The 26026-nt window shown below is 71.3% G+C and carries 25 protein-coding genes; 14 read left to right on the top strand and 11 right to left on the bottom strand.

Annotation, left to right across the window (positions count from 1 at the left end):
- Positions 1-77 precede the first annotated feature (77 nt).
- The 4 genes from NOCA_RS16365 to NOCA_RS16350 all read left to right on the top strand — a co-directional run bounded on the left by NOCA_RS16365 (position 78) and on the right by NOCA_RS16350 (position 3859).
- A complete protein-coding gene (locus tag NOCA_RS16365; RefSeq protein ID WP_011756379.1) occupies positions 78-590 on the top strand; it encodes a hypothetical protein in 513 nt (170 codons plus the stop codon).
- A 37-nt stretch (positions 591-627) separates the two neighbouring features.
- Positions 628-1326: a response regulator gene (locus tag NOCA_RS16360; RefSeq protein WP_011756378.1), complete on the top strand. Its 699-nt coding sequence runs from the start codon at positions 628-630 to the stop codon at positions 1324-1326.
- Positions 1323-2408 (top strand): HAMP domain-containing sensor histidine kinase, encoded by a 1086-nt coding sequence (locus tag NOCA_RS16355; RefSeq protein WP_011756377.1) that lies wholly within the window; start codon positions 1323-1325, stop codon positions 2406-2408. The genes NOCA_RS16360 and NOCA_RS16355 overlap by 4 nt, the downstream gene beginning before the upstream one ends.
- 92 nt (positions 2409-2500) lie before the next feature.
- Entirely contained in the window at positions 2501-3859 is a 1359-nt protein-coding gene (locus tag NOCA_RS16350; RefSeq protein ID WP_011756376.1) for an MBL fold metallo-hydrolase, read from the top strand.
- Positions 3860-3865: 6 nt separating this feature from the next.
- Here NOCA_RS16350 and NOCA_RS16345 read toward each other — a convergent pair whose 3' ends face one another.
- From NOCA_RS16345 to NOCA_RS16320, 6 genes are read right to left on the bottom strand one after another with little or no spacing between them, the layout of a single operon-like run.
- Entirely contained in the window at positions 3866-5392 is a 1527-nt protein-coding gene (locus NOCA_RS16345) for a SulP family inorganic anion transporter (protein WP_011756375.1), read from the bottom strand.
- 4 nt (positions 5393-5396) lie between these two features.
- Positions 5397-6530 (bottom strand): Mrp/NBP35 family ATP-binding protein, encoded by a 1134-nt coding sequence (locus NOCA_RS16340; protein WP_011756374.1) that lies wholly within the window; start codon positions 6528-6530, stop codon positions 5397-5399.
- Complete coding sequence (locus NOCA_RS16335; RefSeq protein ID WP_011756373.1) at positions 6527-9388, bottom strand: molybdopterin-dependent oxidoreductase; 2862 nt, start codon at positions 9386-9388, stop codon at positions 6527-6529. The genes NOCA_RS16340 and NOCA_RS16335 overlap by 4 nt, the downstream gene beginning before the upstream one ends.
- A complete protein-coding gene (locus NOCA_RS16330; RefSeq protein WP_011756372.1) occupies positions 9385-10902 on the bottom strand; it encodes a 4Fe-4S dicluster domain-containing protein in 1518 nt (505 codons plus the stop codon). The genes NOCA_RS16335 and NOCA_RS16330 overlap by 4 nt, the downstream gene beginning before the upstream one ends.
- A 7-nt stretch (positions 10903-10909) precedes the next feature.
- Positions 10910-11143 carry a sulfurtransferase TusA family protein gene (locus NOCA_RS16325; RefSeq protein ID WP_011756371.1) on the bottom strand — a complete coding sequence of 78 codons (234 nt, stop codon included), beginning with the start codon at positions 11141-11143 and terminating at the stop codon, positions 10910-10912.
- A 31-nt stretch (positions 11144-11174) separates the two neighbouring features.
- Positions 11175-11675 (bottom strand): DsrE/DsrF/DrsH-like family protein, encoded by a 501-nt coding sequence (locus tag NOCA_RS16320; RefSeq protein WP_011756370.1) that lies wholly within the window; start codon positions 11673-11675, stop codon positions 11175-11177.
- 126 nt (positions 11676-11801) lie between these two features.
- Between NOCA_RS16320 and NOCA_RS16315 the strand changes: the two genes are divergently transcribed.
- The 6 genes from NOCA_RS16315 (at position 11802) to NOCA_RS16290 (ending at position 16076) form a co-directional block, all read left to right on the top strand.
- Complete coding sequence (locus tag NOCA_RS16315) at positions 11802-12938, top strand: MBL fold metallo-hydrolase (protein WP_011756369.1); 1137 nt, start codon at positions 11802-11804, stop codon at positions 12936-12938.
- Positions 12938-13330, top strand: a complete 393-nt coding sequence (locus NOCA_RS16310) for a YidH family protein (RefSeq protein ID WP_011756368.1) — start codon at positions 12938-12940, stop codon at positions 13328-13330. The genes NOCA_RS16315 and NOCA_RS16310 overlap by 1 nt, the downstream gene beginning before the upstream one ends.
- Positions 13330-13653, top strand: coding sequence for a DUF202 domain-containing protein (locus tag NOCA_RS16305; RefSeq protein ID WP_011756367.1), 324 nt, complete (start codon positions 13330-13332; stop codon positions 13651-13653). The genes NOCA_RS16310 and NOCA_RS16305 overlap by 1 nt, the downstream gene beginning before the upstream one ends.
- 54 nt (positions 13654-13707) lie before the next feature.
- Positions 13708-14043 carry an ArsR/SmtB family transcription factor gene (locus NOCA_RS16300; protein WP_011756366.1) on the top strand — a complete coding sequence of 112 codons (336 nt, stop codon included), beginning with the start codon at positions 13708-13710 and terminating at the stop codon, positions 14041-14043.
- 219 nt (positions 14044-14262) lie between these two features.
- Entirely contained in the window at positions 14263-14469 is a 207-nt protein-coding gene (locus tag NOCA_RS16295) for an SHOCT domain-containing protein (RefSeq protein WP_197687723.1), read from the top strand.
- Positions 14466-16076 carry a multicopper oxidase family protein gene (locus NOCA_RS16290; RefSeq protein ID WP_011756364.1) on the top strand — a complete coding sequence of 537 codons (1611 nt, stop codon included), beginning with the start codon at positions 14466-14468 and terminating at the stop codon, positions 16074-16076. The genes NOCA_RS16295 and NOCA_RS16290 overlap by 4 nt, the downstream gene beginning before the upstream one ends.
- A 396-nt stretch (positions 16077-16472) precedes the next feature.
- Here the strand turns inward: NOCA_RS16290 and NOCA_RS16285 are convergent, their stop codons facing one another.
- Positions 16473-16724 carry a hypothetical protein gene (locus NOCA_RS16285; RefSeq protein WP_011756363.1) on the bottom strand — a complete coding sequence of 84 codons (252 nt, stop codon included), beginning with the start codon at positions 16722-16724 and terminating at the stop codon, positions 16473-16475.
- Positions 16725-16745: 21 nt separating this feature from the next.
- Positions 16746-16994 (bottom strand): hypothetical protein, encoded by a 249-nt coding sequence (locus NOCA_RS16280; protein WP_011756362.1) that lies wholly within the window; start codon positions 16992-16994, stop codon positions 16746-16748.
- A gap of 245 nt (positions 16995-17239) precedes the next feature.
- On the opposite strand from NOCA_RS16280, the gene NOCA_RS16275 reads away from it, so the two are divergent.
- The 3 genes from NOCA_RS16275 (at position 17240) to NOCA_RS16265 (ending at position 21412) form a co-directional block, all read left to right on the top strand.
- Positions 17240-20026 (top strand): heavy metal translocating P-type ATPase, encoded by a 2787-nt coding sequence (locus tag NOCA_RS16275; RefSeq protein ID WP_011756361.1) that lies wholly within the window; start codon positions 17240-17242, stop codon positions 20024-20026.
- A gap of 80 nt (positions 20027-20106) precedes the next feature.
- The gene (locus NOCA_RS16270; protein WP_011756360.1) at positions 20107-20388 is read left to right on the top strand and encodes a metal-sensitive transcriptional regulator; all 282 of its coding nucleotides are present in this window, start codon (positions 20107-20109) and stop codon (positions 20386-20388) included.
- A gap of 7 nt (positions 20389-20395) precedes the next feature.
- Entirely contained in the window at positions 20396-21412 is a 1017-nt protein-coding gene (locus NOCA_RS16265; RefSeq protein WP_011756359.1) for a DMT family transporter, read from the top strand.
- Here NOCA_RS16265 and NOCA_RS16260 read toward each other — a convergent pair.
- Positions 21354-22007: a thymidine kinase gene (locus tag NOCA_RS16260; RefSeq protein ID WP_011756358.1), complete on the bottom strand. Its 654-nt coding sequence runs from the start codon at positions 22005-22007 to the stop codon at positions 21354-21356. The two genes, NOCA_RS16265 and NOCA_RS16260, sit on opposite strands and share 59 nt — an antisense overlap.
- A 43-nt stretch (positions 22008-22050) precedes the next feature.
- On the opposite strand from NOCA_RS16260, the gene NOCA_RS16255 reads away from it, so the two are divergent.
- Positions 22051-22881, top strand: coding sequence for a sulfurtransferase (locus NOCA_RS16255; RefSeq protein WP_011756357.1), 831 nt, complete (start codon positions 22051-22053; stop codon positions 22879-22881).
- A gap of 24 nt (positions 22882-22905) precedes the next feature.
- Here the strand turns inward: NOCA_RS16255 and NOCA_RS16250 are convergent, their stop codons facing one another.
- Both NOCA_RS16250 and sepH read right to left on the bottom strand, forming a co-directional pair.
- Entirely contained in the window at positions 22906-24903 is a 1998-nt protein-coding gene (locus NOCA_RS16250; protein ID WP_011756356.1) for an SDR family oxidoreductase, read from the bottom strand.
- 53 nt (positions 24904-24956) lie between these two features.
- Positions 24957-25913, bottom strand: a complete 957-nt coding sequence (gene sepH / locus NOCA_RS25935; RefSeq protein ID WP_011756355.1) for a septation protein SepH — start codon at positions 25911-25913, stop codon at positions 24957-24959.
- Between the last annotated feature and the right edge of the window lie 113 nt (positions 25914-26026).

Below are 26026 nucleotides of genomic sequence, written 5' to 3'. Positions count from 1 at the left end.
GCCCGCCTCATATCCGCCGGGCAGCGTAGGAGGTGACCGCGGAGCGGCAGGCGCGCGGGAAGACGAAGGAGACGGCGATGAACCGCAGGACGATGACGGTGGGTCTGGCGACGCTGGGGATCGTCGCGATCACAGGTGGAGGCGTTGCGTGGGCCACGGTCGGGCCGGGCACGCCGGGCGGCCCGGGCGCGACGGCGGGACACTGCGCGGGACCGTGGGGCGTGGGCGACGGCCGGTACGGCATGGGTTGGGATGAGGGCGCGCCGATGGCCGCGGTGGCCGACTACCTGGGCCTGAGTCCGACCGATCTGGCCGACGAGCTGCGCTCCGGCAGGTCGCTCGCCGAGATCGCGGAGGCCCAGGACAAGGACGTCGCGGGTCTCAAGGAGGCGATGCTGACCGCGATGGAGCGCCACCTGGACGCCAACACAGCTCTGACCGACGCGCAACGCGACGCGGCCCGCGCGGCGATGGCGAGCCGGGTGGATGCCATGATCGACGGGACCTACCCGTACGGCATGGGCCCCGGCCACATGGGCGGGATGATGGGCGGCGGAGCCCGCGGCTGGATGGGGGGCTTCGGGAGCTGATCCGCCACTGTGCCGCGGGCGTCCGGGGAGGTGAGGGATGACGAGAATCCTCGTCGTGGACGACGAGCCACCGATCCGGACCGTGCTGCGCGGCTACCTCGAGGCGGAGGGCTTCGTGGTGTCGGAGGCCGCGGACGGGGCCGCCGCGCTCGCCGAGCTGCGCGCCGGCTCGGCCGAGCCGGTCGACCTGGTGCTGCTGGACGTGATGATGCCCGGCATGGACGGCCTGGAGGTCCTCCGCCGCCTGCGGACCGTCGCCGACACCTACGTCATCCTGGTCACCGCGCGCAGCGAGGAGGTCGACAAGCTGGTCGGGCTCGGCGTCGGCGCGGACGACTATGTCACCAAGCCGTTCAGCCCGCGTGAGGTCACCGCCCGGGTGAAGTCCGTGCTGCGTCGCCGACGCGACGGAACCACCGGCGACGATCCGCGCCTGCGGTTCGACGAGCTGACCGTCGACCCGATCGGGCGGGAGATCACGGTGGACGGCGCGCCCGTGCGGCTGACGGCCCTCGAGTTCGACCTCCTTCATGCCCTGGTGCGGGCCCCGGGCCGGGTGTTCTCGCGGGCGCAGCTGCTCGAGCAGGTGTGGGGCAACGACTTCTACGGCGACGAGCGGGTCGTCGACGTCCACATCCGCAATCTCCGGGCCGAGCTCGGCGACGACGCGACCGACCCGCACCTCATCGCGACCGTGCGCGGCGTCGGCTACAAGTTCATCGGACGGCCCCGGTGAACGTGCGACTGCCCTGGCGGCTGTTCGCCTCCTACGCGCTGGTCGCGGTCCTCGGCGCCACCGTGTCCTACCTGACCGTCCGGCTGCTGGCCCCACGCCTGTTCGACCGTCGGATGGGCATGATGGGCGAGGGGCCGACCATGATGGGCCGCGGACCGGACGTGCACCTCGCGTTCGTCTCGGCGGTGAACACGGCGCTCGTGGTCGGCGTGCTCGCCAGCGTCGTCGTGGCCGCGGTTCTCGCCGTACTCGCGACGCGGCGGCTGCTCCAGCCGCTGGACACGGTGCGCGACGCGACCCGGCAGATCGCGGCCGGGCACTACGACGTGAAGGTCCCGGCGCCGTCCGAGCCGGAGCTTGCCGAGCTGGCCTCCGACGTCAACGCTCTGGCGAACGCCCTCGCGGCCACCGAGAGCCGACGGACCAGGCTGCTCGGCGAGGTCGCGCACGAGATGCGTACGCCGCTCACCTCGCTCGACGGCTACGTCGAAGGGATGATCGACGGCGTGTTCGCCGCCGACCAGGCGACCCTCGCCTCGCTCAGCGTCGAGCTTCGGCGGCTGCATCGCCTCGCCGACGACCTGTCCGACCTGTCCCGCACGGAGGAGCGCCGGCTCGACCTCTCGCTCCGCGACGAGGACCTCGCCGAGATCGCCCGGAAGGCAGCGGCGCGGCTCGCGCCGCAGTTCCAGGACGCCCACGTCACGCTGGAGGTCGCCGCTGCACCGGCGGTGCCCGTGCACGTCGACCCGGACCGGATCACCCAGGTGCTGACCAACCTGCTCGGCAACGCGTTGCTGGCCACCCCTGCCGGCGGCACGGTCACGGTCCGCACCCGGCGCTCGACGATGGCGGAGGTCGAGGTCGCCGACACCGGGGTCGGCCTGGCCGGGGATGACGTCGAGCGGGTCTTCGAGCGCTTCTACCGCGCGCCCGGGCAGCTGCGCCGGTCCGCCGGGTCGGGCATCGGGCTCACCATCGCGCGCGGGATCGCGCGTGCCCACGGTGGTGACGTCACAGCGGCCTCGGCGGGTCTCGGCACCGGAGCGACGTTCACCCTGTCCCTGCCCTGTCGCGACTGACCGAGGCGGCAGGCATTTCTGGCTGCGGTGAATCATGCACCCGTGATCGGGGCACCGGGGGATCCCGTGCCCGTCGGCTGGAAGGTGATCCCATGGCCCAGGTGGAGGTGCTCGAGACCACCGAGCTCGGCGACCGGAGCTACGTCGTCCACGACGGCACCACGGCGGTCGTCGTGGACCCGCAGCGCGACATCGACCGGGTGGAGGGGCTCCTCGTGGCTCGCGGTCTCGCGCTCGGCGCGGTGGCGGAGACCCACCTCCACAACGACTACGTGAGCGGTGGCGCCGCGCTGGCGCGTCGTGCGGGTGTCGACCACCTCGTCTGTGCCGATGACGACGTCGCCTTTCGCCGGCGCGCCGTTCGGAGTGGCGACGAGCTCCGGTACGGCGGCCTCACGGTGCGCGCGCTGCACACGCCCGGGCACACCTTCCACCACCTCAGCTACGTCGCCTTCGGCGAGGACGACGACCCGCCCGCGGTGTTCACCGGCGGGTCCCTCCTCTACGGAAGCGTCGGCCGGACCGACCTGCTCGGCCCGGAGCATGCCGAGGAGCTGACCCGCGAGCAGTTCCGGTCCGCTCGTCGGCTCTCCGGGGCGTTCGATGACGACGCTCGGATCTTCCCCACCCACGGCTTCGGGAGCTTCTGCTCGGCCGGATCGACCACCGGCGCGGACCGTTCGACGATGGGGGAGGAGCGCGAGCAGAACGATGCGCTCACCGCGGCCGGCGAGGACGGGTTCGTCGAGGAGCTGCTGGCGAACCTCACGCCCTATCCCGACTACTACACGCACATGGGCGAGCGGAACGCCGTGGGCCCGGAGCGGCCCGACCTCGCGCCTGCGGTGCCGGTCGACCCGGAGCGGTTGCGCGCCTCGATCCGCGCCGGCGAGTGGGTGGTCGACCTGCGCAGTCGCCGGGCGTACGCGGCCGGTCATGTCAGTGGCACCGTCGGCATCGAGCTCGAGTCGGACCAGTTCTCGACGTACCTCGGCTGGTTGATGCCCTGGGACACGCCCGTGACGCTCATCGGCAGCAGTTCGGACCAGGTGGCGCGGGCCCAGCGCCAGATGGTCCGGATCGGGATCGAGCGCCCTGGGGGCGCGGCGGTCGGCCGGATCGAGGACCTGGCCGACGGTCGGCGACCCGAGTCCTACCCCCGGGCGGAGTTCGGCGACCTGGCCGGCGCACACCACGCGACCGTGCTCGACGTGCGCCAGGACGACGAGCGGCAGCAGTCCGCGATCCCCGGGTCGCTGCACGTGCCGATCCACCGCGTGCCGGACCGGACAGGTGAGCTGCCCCGCGACGCGAAGCTGTGGGTGCACTGCGCGTCGGGGTTCCGGGCCTCGATTGCCGCCAGCCTGCTGGCCCGGGACGGCCACGACGTGGTGCTGATCGACGACGAGTACACGAACGCGGTGCGGCTCGGTCTCGCCGAGCAGCGCTGACCTCGCTCAGGCCACGTCGTCACCGCAGATGCGTGCTTCCGGCCCCAGCAACCGCACCAGCAGTCCCGCGGCGTGTGCGCGAGCACCCCGGATCTCGAACGTGCGCCCGGCGCTCTCCGCGTCGGCGAGGATGTCGCGCAGCATCAGCGCGCCGGTGAGGTCGAGCCGGCCGATCCGGTCCAGGTGCAGCACCACCCGGTCGACGGAGGGGTGCTCCGCGATCAGCCTCGAGATGCTCCTCTCGAGAGCCGGAGCCGAGCCGAAGTAGAGCACGCCGGTCGGCCGCAGGTGCAGGGTCGCGTCCTCCACGAAGGCGGGCAGGTGCACCCCCATCTCGCGCCACAGGTGCACCGCCAGCGCGGCCGCGACACCGACCAGGACACCCCGCTCGACCCGGGGCGCCAGGGCCATCGTGGCGACCGCGGTGAGCACCCCCACGGAGAACTGCGGCTTCGACCAGCGCCAGTAGAGCAGCGGCGTCCGCACGTCGACCAGGGAGGCGACCGCCCCGATCACCAGGCCGGCCAGGACGGCGAGCGGCAGCGCGGACAGCACGGACACGAACGGGAGGATGGCCAGGACCACCAGCCCGGTGATGCCGCCGCTCCACCGGGTCCGAGCCCCGCTGAGCCGGTTCAGGCTGGTGCGCGAGAACGAGCCGCCGACGGGGAACCCGCCGGCCGCGCCGGACGCGAGGTTGGCCAGCCCCTGCCCGACGAACTCAAGGTTCGGGTTCCACGGCTGCCGGTCCGCGGCGGCGTAGCGACGAGCGATGGAGGCCGGCTCGGCGAAGCCGACGATCGCGATGACGAGGGCGGGCACCAGGAGGGTCGCGAGATCGGTGGCCGACACGCCCTGGGGAGTGCTGTACGAGAGGTCCACCGCGCCGACCGTGCGCCCGTCGTAGCCCGTCGCCCGGCTCCAGACCACGGCGAGGACGACGGCCAGCAGGGCGCCGGGGAACAGCGACCAGACGCGCCGGCTGCCGAGCATCAGCGTCATCGCGACCAGTCCGACGACCAGGTCGGTCCAGCTCCACGCTGCGGGGTCGGCCAGCGCCCGGACGGCGCCCACCAAGGGGTTGGCCGAGTCGCCCTGCATCCCGAGGAGGGCCGGCACCTGGGTCCCGATGATCAGGAGCGCCGCCGCGGTCGTGAAGCTGACCACGACGGGCTGGGACATCAGGTAGGCGATCGGGCCGCCGCCGAGGAGGCCGAGCAGGACCCGCACCATGCCGACCAGGACGGCGAGCACGGCCGCGAGCGCGGCGAAGCGCAGCGTCTCCGGTCGCGCGAGGGGCTCCAGTGCGCCGAACGTCAGCAGGCTGGTCACCGCGACCGGGCCGGTCTGCAGGTACGGGGAGGACCCGACCAGCGCCCCGGCGATGGGCGCGGCCACGGCGGCGTACAGGCCGTAGACGGGATCGAGTCCGGCGATCGTCGCATAGGCGAGCGCCTGCGGGACCAGCACCAGCGCGACGGTCACACCGGCGACGACGTCACCCCGCGCCGATGGCACGATCCGTGGGCGCATCTGCTCAGACGACGCTGAGGGGCAGCGGTCGTCCCACGATGCTGCGCCGGACGACGGGCAGGCCGGCGGCCATCCGAGACAGCTCCTGGGCCGCGGACGAGGCGGGTGCCGACAGGACCACGGGCGTCCCCGCGTCGCCGCCCTCGCGGACGGCCAGGTCGAGCGGGACCTGAGCGAGCAGGGGGGCCCCGATCGTGTCCGCGAGCTGCCGGCCACCGCCGGACCCGAAGAGCGGCGTGCTCTCGTGGCACGAGCCGCACACGAGGGCGGACATGTTCTCCACCACCCCGGCGATCGGCATCCGGGCGTCCAGCGCCATCCGGCCGACCCGCTCCGCCACGGTCCGCGCGGCCGGCTGCGGGGTCGTCACCGCGACCAGCTGGGCGTCCGGGACCAGCTCGAGCAGCGAGATCGTGACGTCCCCGGTGCCGGGCGGCAGGTCGACGAGCAGGACGTCGAGCTCGCCCCAGTGGACGTCGCCGAGGAACTGCTCGATCGCCTTGTGGAGCATCGGCCCGCGCCACACGACCGGCTCCTGGTCGTCGACGAAGAAGCCGACCGACATGAGCGCGACACCGTGCGCCTCGACCGGGAGCATCAGGCCCTTCAGCGCGACCGGCGCGCGGCGTACGCCGAACAGGTGCGGCATGGAGTAGCCCCACACGTCGGCGTCGAGGACCCCGACCCGCTTGCCCTGCCGGGCCAGCGCCACCGCCAGGTTGGCGGTCACCGTGGACTTCCCCACCCCGCCCTTGCCGCTCGCCACGGCGTAGACCTGGGTGGTCGAGCGGGAGCCGAAGGGATGGCCCGCCTCGCGGCCGCCCCGCAGCCGAGAGGCCAGGTCCAGGCGCTCGCGGTCCGACATCGCACCGAACCTCACCTCGACCCGCGCCACCCCGACGAGGGCCCCCACCGCGGCGGTGACGTCGCGGCTCAGCGTCTCGCGCAACGGGCAGGTCGGCGTGGTCAGCCGCACCTCGACGGTGACCGTGCCGGAACGGTCGGCCGAGACCTCGCCGACCATCCCGGCGTCGGGCAGCGGCAGCTGCAGCTCCGGGTCCATGACGGTGCCCAGGGCGGCGTGCACGGCCGCGAGGTCGACGTCCGCGGCCGTGCGGTCACGGCCCAGCAGCCTCATCGCGTCGCTCCGGCCGCCGCGAACCGGTAGGCCTTGCGTTTGGGGGTCACGTGCCGCATCAAGAACTCGGGGCGGCGCTGCCCGTCCGGCCCGGGACCCGGTCGCGCGATGGCCAGCCAGCGCCGGTAGGCCTCGCGCGACTTGTTCACGTCGACCTCCACGTCGCCGTACCGGTCACCCTCGTGCGCCTTCTCGATGCGCACCTTCTGGTGCCAGCAGTGCATGCCCGAGACCGGGTCCGGCTGCACCGGGAACGCCAGGTTCTGGTGCACGCCGGGGTCGTCCCAGTAGATCCGCTCGGAGTCCGGATCCTCGCTGGTGAAGGGCTTGACGGTGTCGACGTACCGCAGCTTCCAGACCCCCTCGTCGCTGCGCTGCAGGTCCACCTTGCCCATCACCCAGCGGCTCCCGGGATGGCCGTCCTGCATCCAGCGGCCCATGTGGTGGGAGAGGCCCACGACGCCCGGCCGGATCGCCTCGGTCGCCCAGGCCCGGACCACGAAGTGGCCGATCTCCGTGGTGACCCGGACCAGGTCGCCGGTGCCGACGTCCAGCGCGGCAGCGTCCGCGGTGTTGAACCACAGCGGGTGCGTGTTGGCGATCTCGTTGAGGTACTTGGCGTTGCCGGACCGGGTGTGCACCAGGGTGGGGAGCCGGAAGTTCGGCATCAGCACGAACTCCTGGTCGGCACGGTCGATCCGGGTGGCGGCGACGTGGGACTCGATGTAGCCCGGGGTGGCATGCTCCGGCCAGCCCCAGTCCGCGAGGGTCGTGGAGTACAGCTCGAGCTTGCGCGACGGCGACAGCCAGCCCGCCGTCCTGGTGCCGTCCTCGTGCACGAGGCCGACCGCGCCGGCCTCGCCGACCAGCGGCGGCTGGCTCTCCAGGGTGACCGGCTTGCGCAGGACGCCGTTCTCGTCGGGGACCGCGCCTTCGAGCTCGGCCGCGCTGAGCGGTCGCTCGTCGAGCCGGTACAGGTCGCGCGCCACCTCGAACACGCCGTACCTGCGCATGTACTGCAACGGTGACAGGCCCTGTGCCCGCGCGGCCTCCGGCAGGCCTGGGACGTTGGTGGAGAAGACCGTCTCGTAGTACTCGTCCTGGGTCATCCGCTCCCCGGGGCGGTCCGGGGACTCGAAGTAGCGGCGGATGCCCAGCGAGCCGTCGGGGTCGATCTGCCAGGACAGCTCGAACCAGAACTCGTTCTCCTCCCAGACCTCACCGGGGTTGGTGTCGCGGCTGTCGCGGTAGGGGATGCCGCGCCGCTCCATCGCCACCCGGGTCACCGGCTGGCGGAAGGCCAGCCACTTGGAGGTGTGCGTCTCGAAGGACATCGTGTCGTGGCGTTCCGACGCGTGGCCCATGGGCAGCACGTAGTCGGCGAAGGCCGCGGACTCGCTCCAGGTCGGGGTGAGCGCGACGTGCAGGCCGATCTTCGATTCGTCCTTGAGCACGTCGATCCAGGTGAACCCGTCGGGGTTGACCCACAGCGGGTTGTAGACCCGGCTGAAGTAGACCTCCAGCCTCCCGCGGCCCTCCTGGAGCAGGTGCGGCAGCAGCGTCGACATCTCGTTCGTCGTCAACGGGTACTCGATCGGCCACAGCAGCTCGCTCCAGGCCTCGTTCGCCTCGGGCATCAGCGGATGGTGGGCGATGATCTTGTCCCAGCCGTTGGGGTGGGTGCCACCCGCGGTGCCGACGCTGCCGGTCAGCACGTTGAGGAAGAACAGCGACCTGGTGATCTGCCAGCCGCCGAGGTTGCCGGCCGCGGCCGAGCGCCACGTGTGGGTGGCGAGCCGGGTGCCGCCATCGGCCACCATCCGGGCCAGGGCCTCGAGCTGCTCGACCTCGACGTGGGCCACCTCCGCGGCGTACTCGAAGGTGTAGCGCGCGTAGTCCTCGGTGAGCCGGGCCAGGAACGCGTCGAAGTCCTTCGGTGTCCCGGGATGCAGCCGCTCGAGGTACACGTCCCAGTTCACCCAGCGCCGGATGAACTCACGGTCGATGCTCCCGGTGCGCAGCAGGTAGGAGGCCACGGCCAGGAAGATCGCTCCCTCGCTGCCCGGCCACGGCGCGATCCACAGGTCGGCGTGCGAGGCGGTGTTCGAGAGCCGCAGGTCCAGCACCGCGATCTTGGCGCCGTTCTGCTTGGCCTCCATGATCCGCTGGGCGTGCGGGTTGAAGTAGTGGCCGGTCTCCAGGTGCGAGGACAGCAGCAGGATCGTCTTGGCGTTGGCGTAGTCCGGCGACGGCCGGTCGTAGCCCATCCAGTGGGTGTAGCCGCTGCGCCCGCCCGACGAGCACACGTTGGTGTGGCTGTTGTGCCCGTCGACGCCCCAGGCCTGGAGCACCCGCTCGACGAAGCCGTCCTCACCCGGACGACCCACGTGGTACATCACCTCGTCGCGCCGGTCCTCGACGATCGCGCCCCGGATCCGGGTCGCGATGTCGGTCAGCGCCTCCTCCCAGCTCACCTGCTCGAACTGCCCCGAGCCGCGCTCCCCGACCCGGCGCAGCGGGTGCAGGATCCGCTCCGGGTCGTGGACCTGGTTGATCGTGGCCGGGCCCTTGGCGCAGTTGCGGCCGCGGGACCCCGGGTGGGCCGGGTTGCCCTCGAACTTCTTGATCGAGAGGTCCTCGTGGTCGACGTAGGCCAGCAGCCCGCACGACGACTCGCAGTTGAAGCAGATCGTCGGGATCAGGGAGTAGGTGTGCGGGACCTTGCGCGGATGGGCCTTGGCGTCGTACTCGACGTGGTGGTCCCAGTCCTCGACCGGCGGGAAGTTGCGCAGTCCCTCGTGGCGGCGGGCGCCGGGCAGGTTCACGGGCGGGTTCACAGGTGCTCCGTTCGTGGTCATGACAGCGGCGGGTCCTGGCCCGCGCGGACGAAGGCGCTCTCGTAGGCGACCAGCGCCGGCTGTACGGCGATGCCCGCCACGACCAGGAGGCCGACGGGCAGCCCGCCCCAGGTCAGGGCTCCGAGCACCACGGCCGCAGCGGCCGGAAGCACCGCGCCGAGCCAGAACAGGCGAGCGTAGCGGCCGCGGGTGACGATGTGCGCGGCGACGGTCGCCTGCCGGCTCGCGTGCCCGCCGGCGTACTCGACGCCGAGCATGAGCAGGTGCGCGGCCGTCGAGAGCACGAACGCGACCGTGACCATCTCCCAGGCCGGGTCCGAGAGGTCGGCGAACAGCCCGGCGACGGCCAGCGCGCCGCTGCCGACCATCACGGCCTGGACGACCAGGTGCCAGAACAGCAGCGGCGACTGCCACAGGTCCCGGCCCTCGGCCTGGCCGAAGAGGAACGCGGTGTAGGCCGCCATCAGGGCGCTCACCGGGAGCCCGACCCAGGCCAGCGTCGTCATCGCCCAGCCGAGGTCGAGAGCGACGGCGAGCATCCACAAGACCGCGCCCCCGGAGAACACGGTGAGGACGTAGGCGCCGATCACCAGCCAGGAGGTCCAGTTCGACTTCAAGAAGATGTAGAGGAACCGCTCGGGACGCTTGAGGTCCCAGACGAGCAGCACGCCGGTCGTCGCCGCGCCGAACAGGCCCAGGACCGGGGCGACGTAGTCGCCGACGGGGCCCAGCCCGATGCCCATCAGGTGGGCCAGCAGTGCGAGGCCGAGGGCGCCGGCCCCGACGCCCTTGGTCCACAGGTAGGTGACGACCTTCCAGCCCCAGGGGCGCGGGTGCGCGGTGTTGAGCGTGGTGCGGGCGCCGGTGACCGGGTCCCGGTCGACGTCGCCGGCGATCGCCAGTCGCTGGGCGTCCGGCTTCGCCCAGATGTAGGTGTCGTCGACGGGGGCCGCCAGCGGGTCCAGGACGGCCCGGTCGGCACCGAGGTAGAACACGTTGGGGCCGGTGTTCTGCTCCGGCGAGCGCACGGCCGTCTCCTGGGTGGCGACGAGCCTCGCGATGCCGCTCGACGGGTCGTCCAGGTCGCCGACCCAGATCGAGTGGGTCGGGCAGACGACCACACAGGCGGGCTCGAGCCCCTCGTCGACCCGGTGCGCACACATGTTGCACTTGGCCGCGGTGTGCGTCTCGGCGTCGATGTAGATGGCGTCGTACGGGCAGGCCTGCATGCAGGACTTGCATCCGATGCACCGCTCGTTGTCGAAGTCGACGATGCCGTCCTCGCGCTTGAACAACGCCTGGGTGGGGCAGATCTTGACGCACGGGGCGTCGGTGCAGTGGTTGCAGCGCATCACCCCGAACGAGCGGGTGGTGTCGGGGAAGGTGCCGCCGTCGACGTACTTCACCCAGGTGCGGAACTGGCCGAGCGGCACCTCGTGCTCGGTCTTGCAGGCGACCGTGCAGGCGTGGCAGCCGATGCAGGTGCGCTGGTCGATGGCGAACCCGTACTGCACCCGCGACTCACGCCTTCCGGATGTAGTAGCGGTACACGCCGTCCTCGGCCCGGGTCTCGAGCAGCTCGTGGCCGGTGTCCTTGGCCCACGCGGGGATGTCGCTCTTCGAGCCGCCGTCGGTGGCCTCTACGAGCATGATCTCGCCGGCGGCGATCTGCTTGATCCCCTTCGAGGTGAGGAGGACCGGCATCGGGCACTTCTTGCCCTTGGCGTCGATGGTGAGGCTGATCTGGTGCTCCATGGTGGCTCCCTGGTCAGGTGAGGCGATCGCGTCAGATGAAGAGGTTGATCTGGGACTTGCTCATCTCGGAAAGGGCCGTCGCTGCCCCCACCGGGGTGCCGACGCCGTCGATGAGCTGGTCCTGGCGGAGCCCCAACATCTCCATGGTCATTTCGCACGGCCACAGGTTCACGTCGAGCTCGAGGCACATGTCGAGGAGCTCCTTGGGGTCGGTGACCTTGTCGTCACGCGCGAGCTTCTTCATCATCCAGGGGCCGGCGCCGGCCATCTGGAGCTTGGAGAGCTTCATGTGGCTGATCCCGGGCCGGTTCATCCCGGCCAGCGCCTTGGTCATCGTGTTCTTGCCGGTGATCCGGACGTCGTCGCGCACCAGGGGGAAGAGCCCCCAGAACGTGAAGAAGATCGTGGTTCGCATGCCGTACGCGGCGCCGGTGGAGCCCAGGATCAGCGTGGGCCACATCTTGTCCAGATCGCCGCTCCACGCGACGATCGTCATCCTCTCGGGTGCTTCCTCACTCGTCGGTTCGCTCATCGGCGGCGTCCTTTCACCTTGGGGGACTGGATACTTCGACGGCCATTGCGCGGTGTGACCCAGGACACTACATTCATGAGTGCGCATATAACAACCCTGATCGATACCAGATCCGTAGGAGTTGCGATGGCCGACACCATCACCCCGCTCGCGCTGTTCCACGCGATCAATGCGGGCGACGTCAGCGAGATCCTCGACGTCCGGAACATCGACGAGTTCGAGGCCAGCAAGGTGGAGGCGAACCGTCCCGTCGCCACTCGCAACGTCCCGGTCTACCGGGTCTTCGAGGACCTCGAGGCGGAGGCCGGCCGCACCCGCGAGGAGGCGATCGTGATCTGCGGACAGGGCAACGGCTCGCAGCTGGTGGCCGAGGAGTTCGAGGACCTCGGCCGGCGAGCCCGGTCCCTCGAGGGCGGCACGGACGCCTGGAACCGGCTCCTGGTGCCGATCGAGATCACCGGCCTGCCCGGCCCGGTGCGGGTGTGGCAGTTCCTACGGCCGGCCAAGGCGTGCTTGTCCTACGTCGTCGGCGTCCCCGGCCAGCACTGCATCGTCGTGGACCCCTCGCGCCAGCCGCAGCCCTACCTCGACCTCGCGTCCGAGCACGGGATGTCGGTGACCCACGTGGTGGACACCCACGTGCACGCCGACCACGTCAGCGGCGGACCCCGGCTCGCGGCCGACCTGGGCGTGGAGTACCACCTGCCGCCCGAGGACGCGGGCGGCGTGGTCCCGTTCCCCAACCGGCCGTTGAAGGACGGCGACGTCCTCGACCTCGGGGATGCCCAGGTCCGGGTGATGAGCATGCACCTGCCCGGCCACACCCCCGGCACGATCGCGCTGCTCGTCAGCGACAGCGTCCTGCTCGTGGGTGACACGGTCTTCGTCCGTGGGCTCGGCCGCCCCGACCTGACCGGCCAGGCCGACGAGCTCGCCCGCGACCTCTTCCGCAGCGTGCACGAGCGTCTGCGCCCGCTGCCCGCGCAGACGCTGATCGCCCCGGCGCACTGGTCGACGGCGGAGGAGGTGAACGCCGACGGTCTGGTCGTGACGTCGCTGGCGGACGTGTTCACCGCGACCCTGCTCAACGAGAAGGCCATGGAGAGGTTCGTCGAGGAGATCGTCACCTCGCTGCCCGCGGCCCCGGACTCCTACGACACCATCCGGCGGATCAACGCCGGCCAGGTCGCACCGCCGGAGGACGAGGTCGACATCCTCGACGTGGGCCGCAACCAGTGCGCGGCGTCGACGTCGCTGGTCTGATGCGGTCCGAGCCCGGGTCGTCGTCCGGTCCGGCCGAGCACCGCCGGCTGGACGAGGTCGGGGCTGCGCCGGACTACCGCTTCACGCTGGCCAACGAGCGCACCTTCCTGGCCTGGGTGCGCACCGCGCTGGCGCTGATGGCGGCCGGCATCGCCCTGGTCCAGTACGGACCCGGCCCAGCGGCGGCTCGGCACGCCCTGGGCCTGTTGCTGATCGTGCTCGGCGGCCTGCTCGCCGGCGCCTCCTACCAGCAGTGGGAGCGGGCCGAGCGTGCGATGCGCGTCGGGGCCACCCTCCCGCGCTCGCCGGTCCCGCGGCTGGTCGCCGGCGTGCTGACCGTGGCCGCTGCCGTCGCGCTGGTGCTGACGGTCATCGAGATGGCCACGTCGTGATGCGAGCGCGAAGCGGCCTGCAGCCCGAGCGCACGGCGATGGCCTGGCGGCGCACCGCCCTGGGCATCGGCGGTGTGTCCGCCCTGCTCGTGCACCACGCCGAGGGCCGGGTCGCGCTCGCTGTTCCGGGAGGCGTCGGCCTGGCGGGCGCGCTGGTCCTGCTGGTGCTCGTCGAGCAGCGGTACCAGCGCACGATCCGCAAGGTGTCCGCCGGCGACTCGCCGATGGGACCCGGGCTGGTGCGGTGGACCGCGTTCAGCACGGTGCTGCTGTCGTTGGCCGCCACCGGCGTCGTCGTGGGCACCGCGGCCTGGCACGGCTAGCTCACACTAGACTCCTGTCTCGACGGTGCACGAGCTGCGGAGGAGGGAGTGCCGGTGGACCGAGACGTCGCAGCCGAGCTGCACGAGCTGCACGCCCGCGTGTGCAAGGCCATCGCGGACCCCAAGCGGCTGCTGATCATCAACGAGCTGCGTGACGGCGAGCTGTCGGTCGGTGACCTGTCCGAGGCGCTCGCGATCAGCCACTCCAACGCCAGCCAGCACCTGGCCGTCCTGCGCGATCGCGGCATGGTGACGACCCGACGGGTCGGCACGACCGTTTACTACAGCCTGCGCAGCACCAAGATCGTCCAGGCGGTCGACCTGCTGCGCGAGTTCCTCGCCGACGACCTGGCCGAGCGCGGACGGCTCGGTGACGTGATCGCCGGCTGACGGGGCTGGGCGGGAGCAGACACTGACGGTGCCGGCCGTCAGCCGTGGACTTGTCGCCTGGGGGCTTGCTGCGTCTCGAGGACCAGTTTCAGTGAACCTTCACACAACCGCCATCGGTGTCGCGGGGTGGATGGGGCATCGTCGACTCATCAGGCAGATCGACGGAGGCTGACGATGATGTGGTGGAACCAGGGACCAGGTTGGGGCGGCTGGCTGACCATGACGCTGATCATGGTGGCCTTCTGGTCGCTCGGGATCGCTGCGGTGGTCACGCTCTGGCGGAGCGGGCACGACGGCGGCCGCACCGATGTGCCTCGCGATCACGATCCGCTGGCGATCCTGGACGGGCGATTCGCCCATGGCGAGATCGACGCGGCGGAGTACAGCGCTCGACGCGGCACGCTGCTGGGCGCGGTTGATCGATGACGGTCGACCGGCGAGATCAGGGGCGCGTGGCGAGCAGGGTCGGACGACGCAGCGTCCTCTTCGGGGCCGGCGGCCTCGGGGTGCTCGCCGCCGGCGGGATCGGCATCCTCAAGGCGACCGGCGGGCCGTCCTCGGGGGACGCGGTCGACGCCGGCTCTGCGGCGGTGCGTCGCGCAGAGGCGGAGCGCCGTCCGGCAGGCCAGCGAACGGTGACCGCCGACCTCCGGGTGCAGAGCGCCACGGTGTCCCTCGGTGGCCTGGTGGTGCCCACCTGGGCGTACGGAGACTCCGTGCCCGGGCCGCTGATCCGGGCCACGGCGGGTGACCTGTTGAAGGTGAACGTCGACAACGCGCTCGGCTCGGAGACGAGTGTCCACTGGCACGGCATCGCGTTGCGCAATGACATGGACGGCGTGCCCGGCATCACCCAGCGTCCCATCGCGGCGGGGTCGCGGTTCACCTATGAGTTCACCGTTCCTGACCCCGGGACCTACTTCTACCACCCCCACACCGGCGTGCAGCTGGACCGCGGACTGTACGGCGTGCTCGTCGTCGACGACCCGGCCGAGCCGGGTGCCTACGACCAGGAGTGGGTCGTGGTGCTCGACGACTGGGTCGACGGCACCGGCACCACCCCTGACGCAATCCTGGAGGAACTGCTGGCCACCACCGGGTCGTCCGGCATGGACGGCATGGACGGCATGGACGGCATGGACGGCATGGACGGCATGGACGGCATGGACGGCATGGACGGCATGGACGGCATGGAGGGGATGCACGGGATGCCGGGCATGGGTGAAGCCATGCAATCGCCCCTGCTCGGCGGGGCGGGCGACGTCACCTACCCGCACTACCTCGTCAATGGTCGGACGCCCGGGGCGCCGGCAACCTTGACTGGAGAGCCCGGGCAGCGAGTCCGGATCCGGATCATCAACGCCGGCTCCGACACCGCCTTCCGGCTTGCGATCGGGGGACATCGGCTGACCGTCACCCACAGCGACGGCTTCCCGGTCCAGGAACAGGCCACGGACGCACTGCTGATCGGGATGGGCGAGCGGTACGACGTCGTGGTCACCCTTGCCGACGGCGCCTTTCCGCTGGTCGCCTCCGCCGAGGGCAAGGCGGGTCAGGGTCTCGCGGTGGTGCGGACCGGCAGCGGGCGGGCGCCACGCGGAGACGTCCGCGTTGCGGAGCTCGACGGCCAGGTCCTGCTCGGCACCGACCTGGTTGCGACAGAGGCTTCCCGGCTGCCGAGCAGGGAGGTGGACCGGAGTATCGACCTCGTTCTCGGTGGCACCATGGCACCGTATCGATGGACGATCAACGGCGAGGTGTTCCCCGACGCACGCCCGCTGGAGGTCGTCGAGGGCGAACGCATCCGGCTGCGCTTCGAGAACCGCACCATGATGTTCCACCCCATGCACCTGCACGGCCATACCTATGGGCAGGTCCGCGGCGGCGCCCGCAAGGACACCACGATCGTGCGGCCGATGCAGACCGTCGAGGTCGACTTCGACGCCACGAACCCGGGGCAGTGGGCGGCACACTGCCACAACATCTATCACGCCGAGTCCGGAATGATGACGACCGTCTCCTACCGGACCTGACGGCTTGCGCACGAGCTGCCGCGTAGCGATCCGAGCACGGATCCAGCGACCCGCCGGTCAGCTGATGAACCAACGTGGTCGTGAAGCCGATCCCCAGGCGCAGCGTTGCGAGAAGTGCTGCGAGGGTCGCGACGACACCGAATGGGTTGTAGCGCTAGGTGCTAGGCCGCGGCGAGGTCTCCCTGCGCGGTCAGCCGTGCCGCCCGCGTGCGCCGCAGAACGGATCCATGACTCCCATGCGGTGCAACGGACCGTGCAGGTCGACAAACAGAGGGCAGGCCGAAGACCGCCATCAGCTCGGCGAGAGCCAACCCGACGACGCCGACGATCGTGACCCACTGAGGCGGTCGGTCGGGCCCCCAGGTGAGCGTGATGACCCTGGTGTTGTGGCGCACCTTAGATCCGTGGCTTCGGGTCGAGCATGATGCCTCCGAGGATCGCGAGCACGATGGCTGTCGGATACCCGAGCAGGGTGTCCTGCCAACCCATCGGGATCGGGATGGGGCGCCATCCGGCATGCGCCACCAGGTGCTGTGCCGCGACGAGTCCGGCGAGGCCGAACAGCGTCCACGAGGCCAGGCGTCGCTTCGTCCAGTTGGACAGCTGCTTGTCGATGTCGCTCCTCTTTGCGCGGCGTAGGCCGGCCATGGCGCGAGACCTCCTCAACCCTCAGGACTCCGGGTCGGGGCGCGGCGCCTCGGGCCCCGGCAGGTGGTGGGCATGGGCGTCGTGGACGCCCGCGGGGTCCTCCTCGGCGCTGCCCTGACGGCCGTGGCCACCACATCCGCCGTGCCCGCCGTGCCCGCCGTGCCCGCCGTGCCCGCCGTGCCCGCCGTGCCCGAGGTGCCCGAGGTGCATGAAGACCATGCCGCCGGCCACCAGGATCCAGATCCAGTTGGCGCCGATGAACTCGAACATCGTGACCTCCTCCAGTCGTCCTGACCCTCAGCCTCTCCGACCGACGTCGAGGAGGGCCGTAGGTGGGATGAAGGTTTGCTGTAGGCGGCCCGTGCTTCATGAGATCTTCACCGGCGCACGGTCGGATCCTCATCTGTGTGCGCTTGAATGACATATACCGCTAGGGGGTATGGGTATATACCTACGTGGGGGCGGCCCGAGGCTCGGCGGGCCGGAGTCAACACACGTACGAGGAGAGGCTGATCATGGATCTCGTTGATGTTCTGGTCGTCGGCAGCGGTCTGGTACTGACCGCCCTGCTGGCCGGGTTCTTCTTCGGTCCGAAGAAGACGAGCAGGGCTGCGGTCGGTGATGGCGTGCAGCTGGTGACGGTCGTCGTGAAGGGCGGTTATAGCCCGGACACAGTCGAGGTCCGCGCCGGGATGCCGGTGCGCCTGTCGTTCGACCGGCAGGAGAGCGGGGACTGCTCGTCGCGGGTGGTGTTCCCCGACTTCAAGATCAACCAGCTGCTGCCCGCCCACGAGACGACGACGGTGGAGTTCCTTCCTGAGGAGACCGGTGAGTTCTCCTTCGCGTGCGGCATGAACATGCTCCGCGGTCACATCAGGGTCGTGGGCGGCGCTGACGAGGATGGAGGCTCCGCGGTCGCGGTCGCGGTCGCGGTGGCCGACCGCCCGCACGGTGAGGGAGCAACGGATGCCCACGTCCACGACCCGATCACGGCCGAGCACGATCACCACGTCGACGGGAGAGCCCCGGTCGCGGCACCTGCTCTGGACCTGGTCGGCGACTCCGAGGACCCGGAGGCGCGCGAGCGGGCGGCCGAGATCAAGGACCTGGGCCACAGGGTCCTGCTCGGCGCGATCCTGACCGTTCCGGTGCTGTTCGCTGTCATGGCGGAGGAGCTCTTCGGCGCCACCTGGGTCCCGTCGCTGCTGATGAACGACTACATCCAGCTGGGGCTGATCGCCCCGGTGTTCCTCTACACCGGCTGGCCCATCCACAAGACCGGATGGTTGGCGCTGTCCCACCGGACAGCGGACATGAACTCGCTCATCACGCTGGGCACCATCGCGGCCTTCGGCTACAGCCTCGTGGTGACCTTCGCCCCGGCCGTCATCCCAGCGGATGCCCGCGAGGTGTACTACGAGGCCGTCGGTGTCATCCTCACCCTGATCCTGCTGGGCCGGCTGCTGGAGACCAAGGCGAAGGCCGGGACCGGGGAGGCCATCCGCACCCTGATCGGACTCCAGCCCCGCACCGCGCGGGTGGTTCGCGGCGGCGAGGAGATGGAGGTCGCGATCGACGAGGTCGTCGTGGGTGACGTCGTCGTCGTACGGCCCGGTGAGAAGCTGCCCGTCGATGGCGAGGTCCTGGACGGCAGGTCCGCGGTGGACGAGTCCATGGTCACCGGCGAGCCGATCCCGGTCACGAAGACGGTCGGCGACACGGTCATCGGTGCCACCATCAACCAGACAGGGACGTTCCGGTACGCCGCCACGAAGGTCGGCGCCGAGACGATGCTCGCGCAGATCATCAGGTTGGTGCGAGAGGCGCAGGGCTCGCGGGCCCCGATCCAGCGGCTGGTGGACAAGGTCTCCAGCTACTTCGTACCCGTGGTCATCGCGATCGCGGTCTGGACCTTCGTCGTCTGGGCACTGGTCGGCCCGCCGCCGGCGTTCGTCTTCGCCCTCGTCGCTGCCGTTTCCGTGCTGATCATCGCGTGCCCCTGCGCCCTGGGACTGGCCACACCGCTGTCGATCACCGTCGGCACCGGCAAGGGCGCGACCGCGGGCATCCTGATCCGCTCCGCAGAGGCGCTGGAGACGGCCCACAAGCTCGACACCGTGGTGCTCGACAAGACCGGAACGATCACGAAGGGCGCTCCTGCGCTCACCGATGTGCTGCCCGCCGGAGGATTCACGGAGGAGGAGCTGCTGACGCTCGTAGCCGCGGTGGAGCGGTCCTCAGAGCACCCGCTGGCGACGGCAATCGTGTCCGGAGCGCTCGAGCGCGGGCTGGAGCTCCCGGAGACCACGGCCTTCGGGTCGGTGACGGGCCAAGGTGTGCGCGCCTTGGTGGGCGGGCGTGAGGTGCTGGTCGGCAACCACCGGATGCTGGCGGCCGCAGGAGTCACGGCCGATCGCGCTGACGGCAACCGGCTCGCCAGCGACGGCAAGACGCCGATGCTGGCAGTCGTGGACGGCCGGTTCGCCGGCGTCATCGGGGTCGCGGACACTCTCAAGGACGGCTCTGCGGCGGCCGTCGCCGCGTTGCAGGCCCGCGGGATCGACGTGGTGATGATGACCGGGGACAACCGGGCCACCGCCGCCGCGATCGCCCGACAGGTGGGCATCCGCCGGGTCGTGGCAGAGGTGATGCCGGAGCACAAGGCCGCAGAGGTCCGGCGGCTCCAGGCCGAGGGCCGCGTCGTCGGCATGGTCGGTGACGGCATCAACGACGCCCCCGCGCTGGCGCAGGCGGATGTCGGCTCGGCGATCGGCACCGGCACGGATGTGGCGATCGAGTCCTCCGACATCACGCTGATCTCTGGAGCGCTGTCCGGAGTGGTCACCGCCGTGGACCTCTCGCGGGCCACCATGCGCAACATCCACCAGAACCTGGTGTTCGCGTTCATCTACAACGGCTTGGGCATCCCGATCGCCGCCGGTGTGTTGTACCCGGCGTTCGGTCTGACGCTGAGTCCAATGCTCGCCGCGGCCGCGATGGCGCTGTCCTCGCTGTCCGTGGTGACCAATGCCAACCGGCTGCGTGGGTTCACCCCGCGCGCCGTAGCCGACGTCGCCCAGGTTGCCGCCACCGACCCGGTGGTGGAAGTAGGGCGCGATGAAGAACAGGAGGAGCCCATGTCCCAGAAGGTCACTGACCCGGTGTGTGGGATGAGCATCGATCCGGCGTCCTCGGCGGCCAGCGCTGAGCACGACGGCAACACGTACTACTTCTGCTCCACCCACTGTGCGGAGAGCTTCAAGGCAGATCCGGCGAAGTACGCCGGCGCGGTGGCGCAGTAGCGAAGTCGCAGCGACGCCGGGATGGTCGTCGGTCGTCACCCCGTCCGGACGGCCGTCCCGGCTCACCGGAGGAGGACGCCGTGAGCAATCCAGGACCTGCCAAGAAGGACCTGGTCATCCGGCTCCGACGGATCGAGGGACAGGTCCGCGGCATCGCCCGGATGGTCGAGGACGAGACCTACTGCATCGAGGTGCTGACCCAGATCTCGGCGGCCTCACGTGCCCTGCAAGGCGTCGCTCTGGCGGCGCTCGCCGACCACATGAGCGACTGCCTCGTCGAGGCGGCCCGAGCCGGCGGTGCGGAGCGGGACGCCAAGCTCAGGGAAGCTGCTGACGCGATCGCCCGCCTGGTCCGGAGCTGACAACCCGATGGCCGACCGGCAACAGCGGGCCACCTCGGCGAGCGGGGTGGAGCACCGGCCGCGGCCCGGTCGGATGGTGTGGATCACCGCTTCTTGGGGTGCGTGCTTCGTGGCCATCGAGTGGGGTCTGCGGGACGCGCCCGTGCTGTGGTACGCCGCCCTGCGAGCCGTGCTCGCCGGTGCCGTCCTGGTCGCCGTGGGAACCGCCCGGGGGCGTCCGACCCCGTCGTTGCCCCGGGACTGGGGCTGGATCGTGGGGTTGGGGCTGATGAATGTCACCGTCGCCTTCGCCGCCATGTTCGCCGGGGTGGCCGGGGGAACGACCGGCGCCGCCTCAGTGCTCGCCAACGCCCAACCTCTGCTGATCCTGCTGCCGGCATGGTGGCTCTATGGCGAGAGGCTGTCGGTCCTCACGAGCCTCGCGCTGGTGGTCGGCTTCGCCGGCCTCGTCCTCGTTGCCGTACCCGGCGGAGGTGGCAGCGGCGCCATGCTCTCGCTGCTGTCCGCGGTGGCTGTCACGGCCGGGACCCTCATGTCGCGGCGCTTGGCGAACGTCGACGCGGTGCTTCTCACGGGTTGGCACCTTCTGATCGGCGGTGCTGCGCTGGTGGGACTCGCCATGGCCGTGGAGGGAGCGCCGGCGATCGCGTGGACCCCCAGGTTCGTCCTCTCGTTGCTCTTCCTAGCGTTGGTGGGCACCGCAGGTACGACGGTGGCGTGGTTCGTCGAGGTCCGGCGCTCGCGGTTCGACCAGCTGACCGCATGGACGTTCCTGACGCCTGTCGTCGGGGTCGTGCTCGCGGTGGCGGTGCTCGGCGAGCGCCCCGCGGGGTGGACGGGTGTCGGCCTGGTCGTGGTCCTGATCGCCATGTGGGTCGTTCTGAGACCAGCCGCCGCGCGGTTCGACGCGGGAGACGAGCCACCTGTCCGAGAGGGCGATCGGCGGCCTGGACCCCGGCAAGCGGTCACCCGAACGGCAGCGGCTCCGGTGCCAGCGAGACCGCCTTGGCGCGGGCCGCGGTGAGCCGGCGGCGGTGGTGCTGGCGGCAGAGCACCTCGTAGGCAACATCGGCCGGCGGCTCGTCGATCGCGTCGACGTCGCCGACCACGATCACCTCGCCCTCGACCACCATCACGCCGTTCTCCGTGCGGGCGTTGTGGGTGGCGCGCTTGCCGCACCAGCACAGCGCCTCCACCTGGAGCACGTTCATCCGGTCGGCCAGCTCGACCAGCCGGGCACTGCCCTCGAAGAGCTGCGTGCGGAAGTCGGTGAGGATGCCGAACGCGAACACGTCCAGCTGCAGCTCGTCGACGACCTTCGCGAGCTGGTCGATCTGGTCGCGGGAGTAGAACTGGGCCTCGTCGCAGATCAGGTAGTCGATCCGGCCGCCCTGGGTGAGCGAGCTGACGACGTAGCGCCAGAAGTCGAAGTCCCGGTCGACCTCGATCGCGTCGTGGGTCAGGCCCAGGCGGCTGGACAGCGTGGCCGCGCCGGCGCGGTCGAGCGTGGTGAACAGCCGGCCCACCCGCCCGCGGGCCGCGTGGTTGTGGTTGGTCTGGAGCGCCAGCGTGCTCTTGCCCGAGTCCATGGTGCCGGTGAAGAAGTGCAGTTCAGCCACGGGGCGAATCCTGTCACGCCGACCCCTCGGCCAGGATGGGTCCATGCCTTCGCTCCTGATCTCCCCGCTGATCACCGCCGCCGAGCTGTCCGCCGTGCTCGGCTCGGTCACGGTGCTGGACGTCCGCTACCGGATGGGCGGGCCGGGCGGGCCGGCCGAGTTCGGGGCCGGGCACGTCCCGGGGGCGGCGTACGTCGACCTCGACACCGACCTGGCCGCGCCGCCGGGCGCGGGCGGTCGGCATCCGCTGCCGGCTCCTGCGGACTTCGAGGCGGCGATGCGCCGCGTGGGCGTGCGCGAGGGCCGACCGGTGGTCGTGTACGACGACTGGTCCGGCCTCGCGGCGGCGCGGGCCTGGTGGTTGCTGCGCTACCACGGTCACCAGGACGTCCGGGTGCTCGACGGGGCCTGGCCGGCGTGGGTGGCGGCCGGGGGAGCGGTGCAGGCGGTCACCGTCGTCCCCGAGCCCGGCGACTTCACCGCCCGGCCCGGGGCGATGCCGGTGGTCGAGGCCGACGGCGTGCTGGACGTGCCGGTGCTGGTCGACGCGCGGGCACCCGAGCGCTACCGCGGCGAGACCGAGCCGGTCGACCCGGTCGCCGGGCACATCCCGGGCGCGGTCAACGTCCCCACCACGACCAACCTGCGCGCCGACGGGCGGTTCCGCTCGGCCGAGGAGCTGCGGGCGCTGTACGCCGCCGCGGGCGTCACGGGCGAGGCCCCCGGAGCTGGGCCGAGCGTCGCGGCGTACTGCGGCTCCGGGGTCACCGCCGCCCACGACGTGCTGGCGCTGGAGCTCGCAGGCATCCGCGCGGCGCTCTACCCGGGCAGCTGGTCCGGGTGGATCACCGACCCCGCACGCCCGGTCGCCTGACCGGCCGCCCGACCGGGTGCGCGACTACCAGTGCACGCCCTTGAACACCTTCGCGAGCATGATCTGCTCCGACTCGCGGGTGCCGCCCTCGCCGGGTGTCCTCCCCTGAGCGGCCGCCGAGTCCGGGAACACGTGGTAGGCCAGGTTGAGCACCCGGAACGCGAGCTTCGGGGTGAGCGTGTGGGCGACGGCGCCCGCGTTGCCGAGCAGCGTGTTGATCTCGTGGGGACGCTCGACCATCGCCTCGATCACCAGGTCCGCTGCCTGCGCGGGTGAGATCGTGGGGAACTTGTCGTAGAGCTTGGTCGGGGCGATCATCGGCGTCCGCACGAGAGGCATGTGGATGTTGGTGAACGTGATCCCGTCGCCGACCAGCTCGGAGGAGACCACGTTGCTCCAGGAGTCGAGCGCGGCCTTGGAGGCGACGTACGCCGAGAACCGCGGCGGGTTCGTCTGCACCCCGATCGAGGAGATGTTCACGACGTGCCCGCTGCGGTTGGCGCGCATGGCGGGGATCAGCCCCATCACCAGGCGCACCGCCCCGAAGTAGTTGAGCTGCATGGTCCGCTCGAAGTCGTGGAAGCGGTCCTGCGAGAGCCGGAGCGAGCGGCGGATCGAGCGGCCGGCGTTGTTGACGACGAAGTCGATCGACGGCAACTCGGTCGTCAGCGTCTCGCACAGGGCGTCGATGGCCTCGAGGTCGGAGAGGTCGCAGGGCTGCACGATGGCGGTGCCGCCGCGGGACTCGATCAGGCCGCGCAGCTCGTCCAGCTTCTCCTTGCCGCGGGCGACCAGGACCGGGGTGCCGCCGGCCTGGGCGACCTTGAGCGCGGTGACCTTGCCGATCCCGGAGGAGGCGCCGGTGACGACGACGTACTTGCCATGGAGCTTCTCGCGCACCCGCGCGTCGCGCCCCGTGGACTCGTCGAGGTGCTCCTCCCAGTAGGTCCACAGGGTGCGGGCGTAGGACTCGAGGTCGGGGACGCCGATGCCGGACCCGGCCAGCGCCTGCTCGGTGCGCCGGGAGTCGAAGACCGCCGTGAACGACGTGTGCGCGAGCACCTCGGCCGGTACGCCGACCCGGCTGGTCACCAGGTCGAGGGCCGACTGCACGGCGCCGTTCTTGGCCAGCGTGTTGAGCAGGCCGGCCGGCCTCAGCGCCTCCGGCAGGCGCCGGGTGAGGCCACGGTCCAGCGGCGTCGCGAACCGCGGCGCCCCGGCCGCGGCGCAGAACGCGTTGACCATGTCCACCACCGGCTGCGGCTCGGGGTTGACCAGGTGGAACGCCTCGCCGTCGCGGTCGGGCACGTGCGCGAGGTGGTCGATCGCCGCCGCGACGTAGTCGACCGGGACGACGTTGGTGTCGCCGAGGTCGACGCCCACCAGCGGCAGCCAGGAGGGGAGCCGGTCGCGCATCGCCTTCATCGCGGCGAAGAAGTAGTAGGGCCCGTCGACCTTGTCCATCTCGCCGGTGTCGGAGGCGCCGACCACGATCGCGGGGCGGTAGACCCGCCAGGGCACTCCACCCTCCTCGCGCACGATCCGCTCGGACTCGAACTTGGTGCGGTGGTACGGCGAGGGCAGGTGCTGCCCCTCGTCGAACATCGTCTCGTCGAAGCGGCCGCGGTACTCCCCGGCCGCGGCCACGGAGGACACCTGGTGGAAGCAGCCGGCGTCCAGCGCCTCGGCGAGCGCCAGCGCGTTGCGGGTGCCGCCGACGTTCATCGTCTCGTTGGTCTCGTCGTCCGCGGTCATGTCGTAGATCGCGGCGACGTGGAAGAAGTGGTCGATCTCGCCACGGTGCTCGGCCACCCACGCCGGGTCGACGCCGAGCGCGTCGGCGGCCAGGTCACCGACGACGGGCACCACCCGGTCGGTGTCCCAGCGCGCGATCAGCGCCTCCATGCGGTGCAACGAGCCCGCGCGGACCAGGACGTGGATCTCACCGTCCCGGCGGTCGATCAGCTCCCGGACCAGGTGCCGGCCGATGAACCCTGTGGCCCCCGTCACGAAGTACGACATGCGGGGAGGTTACCCGCGGGTCGCGGCCCTGGACAGGGGCGTGGGCGAGGGCGCTACGCGCCGTCGCTTCCGCTCGGCCCGAACATGATCTCGTCCCAGCTCGGCACCGAGGCGCGGCCGCGGGTCTTCTTCACCGGGCGGCGCACGGGCGGCTCGTGGTGGTGCTCCGCGGGTGGCTGCTCCTCCTCCAGCTCCCCGCGGTGCAGGTCGTCCTCGGCGGCGGCCTGGACGGCCTCCTCCCGCAGCTCGGCCGCCTCGGCGGCGACCTCGGGGTCGGCCGGCGGCTCGTCGTCGAGGAACGCCTCGACCGGCTGCTCGGAGACCAGGCCGATCGCGTCCTCGCCCAGCGGGAGCTCCTGGTCGAGGTCGCCGACGGCACTGAGCCGGCGCTGGCGCGCGTGCCGCAGGTCGTCCTGCGCGGGCGGGGCCGCGGCGACGGCCTCGCCGACCAGCCACCGGGCGTCCTCGTTGTCGAGGGTGACGTAGTTGCCGGGGGCGTCGAAGGTCAGCTCGGCGGTGCCGCTGCGCTCGGGGGAGGAGTACGACGCGGTCAGCGACCAGCGGCCGTCCTCGCGCCGCCACGCGTCCCACTCGACGGTCTCCGGGTCGACGTTGGCGGACCGCAGGTGGCTGGCGGCGGCGTCGCCGAGGGTGCGGGCCCCGCTCGCGGCGTGGCCGCCGTCGGTGCGGCGTACCGACGAGCGCTGCGCGCGCTCCGCGACGTGCTGGCGCTCCGCGAGCACGGGCGCCGCGAACGCCATGATCTTGTCGACCGACGTCTGCGCGGCCTGGGCCACCGCCTCGGGGGTCTCCCCGGCGCGGATCCGGGCCTGGATGTCGCGAGGACGGAGGACACTGTCCATCTTGGTCTCCAATCGGCGGGTCGGATCCCCGCGCAGCGCGGCCCGGAGGCGGTCGTCGACGTCCACGGTGTGCTCGACGCCCTCGTCGTCCACCAGCCGCAGACGCGTCCCGTCGTCGCTCACTCCGGCGAGCGTGAGGTGCGCCATCGGTGGTCGAGCTCCTTGTCCCATCGCGTCGGGTGCGTCTTCGGTGCGCTGAGCCTACGCCAGCGCGGGCCCCCTCCGCGGGACCGTCGCCGCGCGCCCCGGCAGGCGGGCTA

The organism is Nocardioides sp. JS614 (assembly GCF_000015265.1).
Taxonomy (GTDB): Bacteria; Actinomycetota; Actinomycetes; order Propionibacteriales; family Nocardioidaceae; genus Nocardioides.
This window is presented reverse-complemented; position numbering and strand designations above follow the sequence as displayed.

Bases quoted from the DNA above. Each gene is read 5' to 3' on its own strand.
- NOCA_RS16285 (WP_011756363.1), bottom strand. From the start codon at position 16,724: ATGGCCGGCCTACGCCGCGCAAAGAGGAGCGACATCGACAAGCAGCTG.
- NOCA_RS16280 (WP_011756362.1), bottom strand. From the start codon at position 16,994: ATGTTCGAGTTCATCGGCGCCAACTGGATCTGGATCCTGGTGGCCGGC.
- NOCA_RS16275 (WP_011756361.1), top strand. From the start codon at position 17,240: ATGGATCTCGTTGATGTTCTGGTCGTCGGCAGCGGTCTGGTACTGACC.
- NOCA_RS16250 (WP_011756356.1), bottom strand. From the start codon at position 24,903: ATGTCGTACTTCGTGACGGGGGCCACAGGGTTCATCGGCCGGCACCTG.
- NOCA_RS16345 (WP_011756375.1), bottom strand. From the start codon at position 5,392: ATGCGCCCACGGATCGTGCCATCGGCGCGGGGTGACGTCGTCGCCGGT.
- NOCA_RS16320 (WP_011756370.1), bottom strand. From the start codon at position 11,675: ATGAGCGAACCGACGAGTGAGGAAGCACCCGAGAGGATGACGATCGTC.
- NOCA_RS16255 (WP_011756357.1), top strand. From the start codon at position 22,051: ATGCCTTCGCTCCTGATCTCCCCGCTGATCACCGCCGCCGAGCTGTCC.
- NOCA_RS16360 (WP_011756378.1), top strand. From the start codon at position 628: ATGACGAGAATCCTCGTCGTGGACGACGAGCCACCGATCCGGACCGTG.
- NOCA_RS16365 (WP_011756379.1), top strand. From the start codon at position 78: ATGAACCGCAGGACGATGACGGTGGGTCTGGCGACGCTGGGGATCGTC.
- NOCA_RS16290 (WP_011756364.1), top strand. From the start codon at position 14,466: ATGACGGTCGACCGGCGAGATCAGGGGCGCGTGGCGAGCAGGGTCGGA.
- NOCA_RS16265 (WP_011756359.1), top strand. From the start codon at position 20,396: ATGGCCGACCGGCAACAGCGGGCCACCTCGGCGAGCGGGGTGGAGCAC.
- NOCA_RS16305 (WP_011756367.1), top strand. From the start codon at position 13,330: ATGCGAGCGCGAAGCGGCCTGCAGCCCGAGCGCACGGCGATGGCCTGG.
- NOCA_RS16310 (WP_011756368.1), top strand. From the start codon at position 12,938: ATGCGGTCCGAGCCCGGGTCGTCGTCCGGTCCGGCCGAGCACCGCCGG.
- NOCA_RS16340 (WP_011756374.1), bottom strand. From the start codon at position 6,530: ATGAGGCTGCTGGGCCGTGACCGCACGGCCGCGGACGTCGACCTCGCG.
- NOCA_RS16295 (WP_197687723.1), top strand. From the start codon at position 14,263: ATGACGCTGATCATGGTGGCCTTCTGGTCGCTCGGGATCGCTGCGGTG.
- NOCA_RS16350 (WP_011756376.1), top strand. From the start codon at position 2,501: ATGGCCCAGGTGGAGGTGCTCGAGACCACCGAGCTCGGCGACCGGAGC.
- NOCA_RS16315 (WP_011756369.1), top strand. From the start codon at position 11,802: ATGGCCGACACCATCACCCCGCTCGCGCTGTTCCACGCGATCAATGCG.
- NOCA_RS16325 (WP_011756371.1), bottom strand. From the start codon at position 11,143: ATGGAGCACCAGATCAGCCTCACCATCGACGCCAAGGGCAAGAAGTGC.
- sepH (WP_011756355.1), bottom strand. From the start codon at position 25,913: ATGGCGCACCTCACGCTCGCCGGAGTGAGCGACGACGGGACGCGTCTG.
- NOCA_RS16335 (WP_011756373.1), bottom strand. From the start codon at position 9,388: ATGACCACGAACGGAGCACCTGTGAACCCGCCCGTGAACCTGCCCGGC.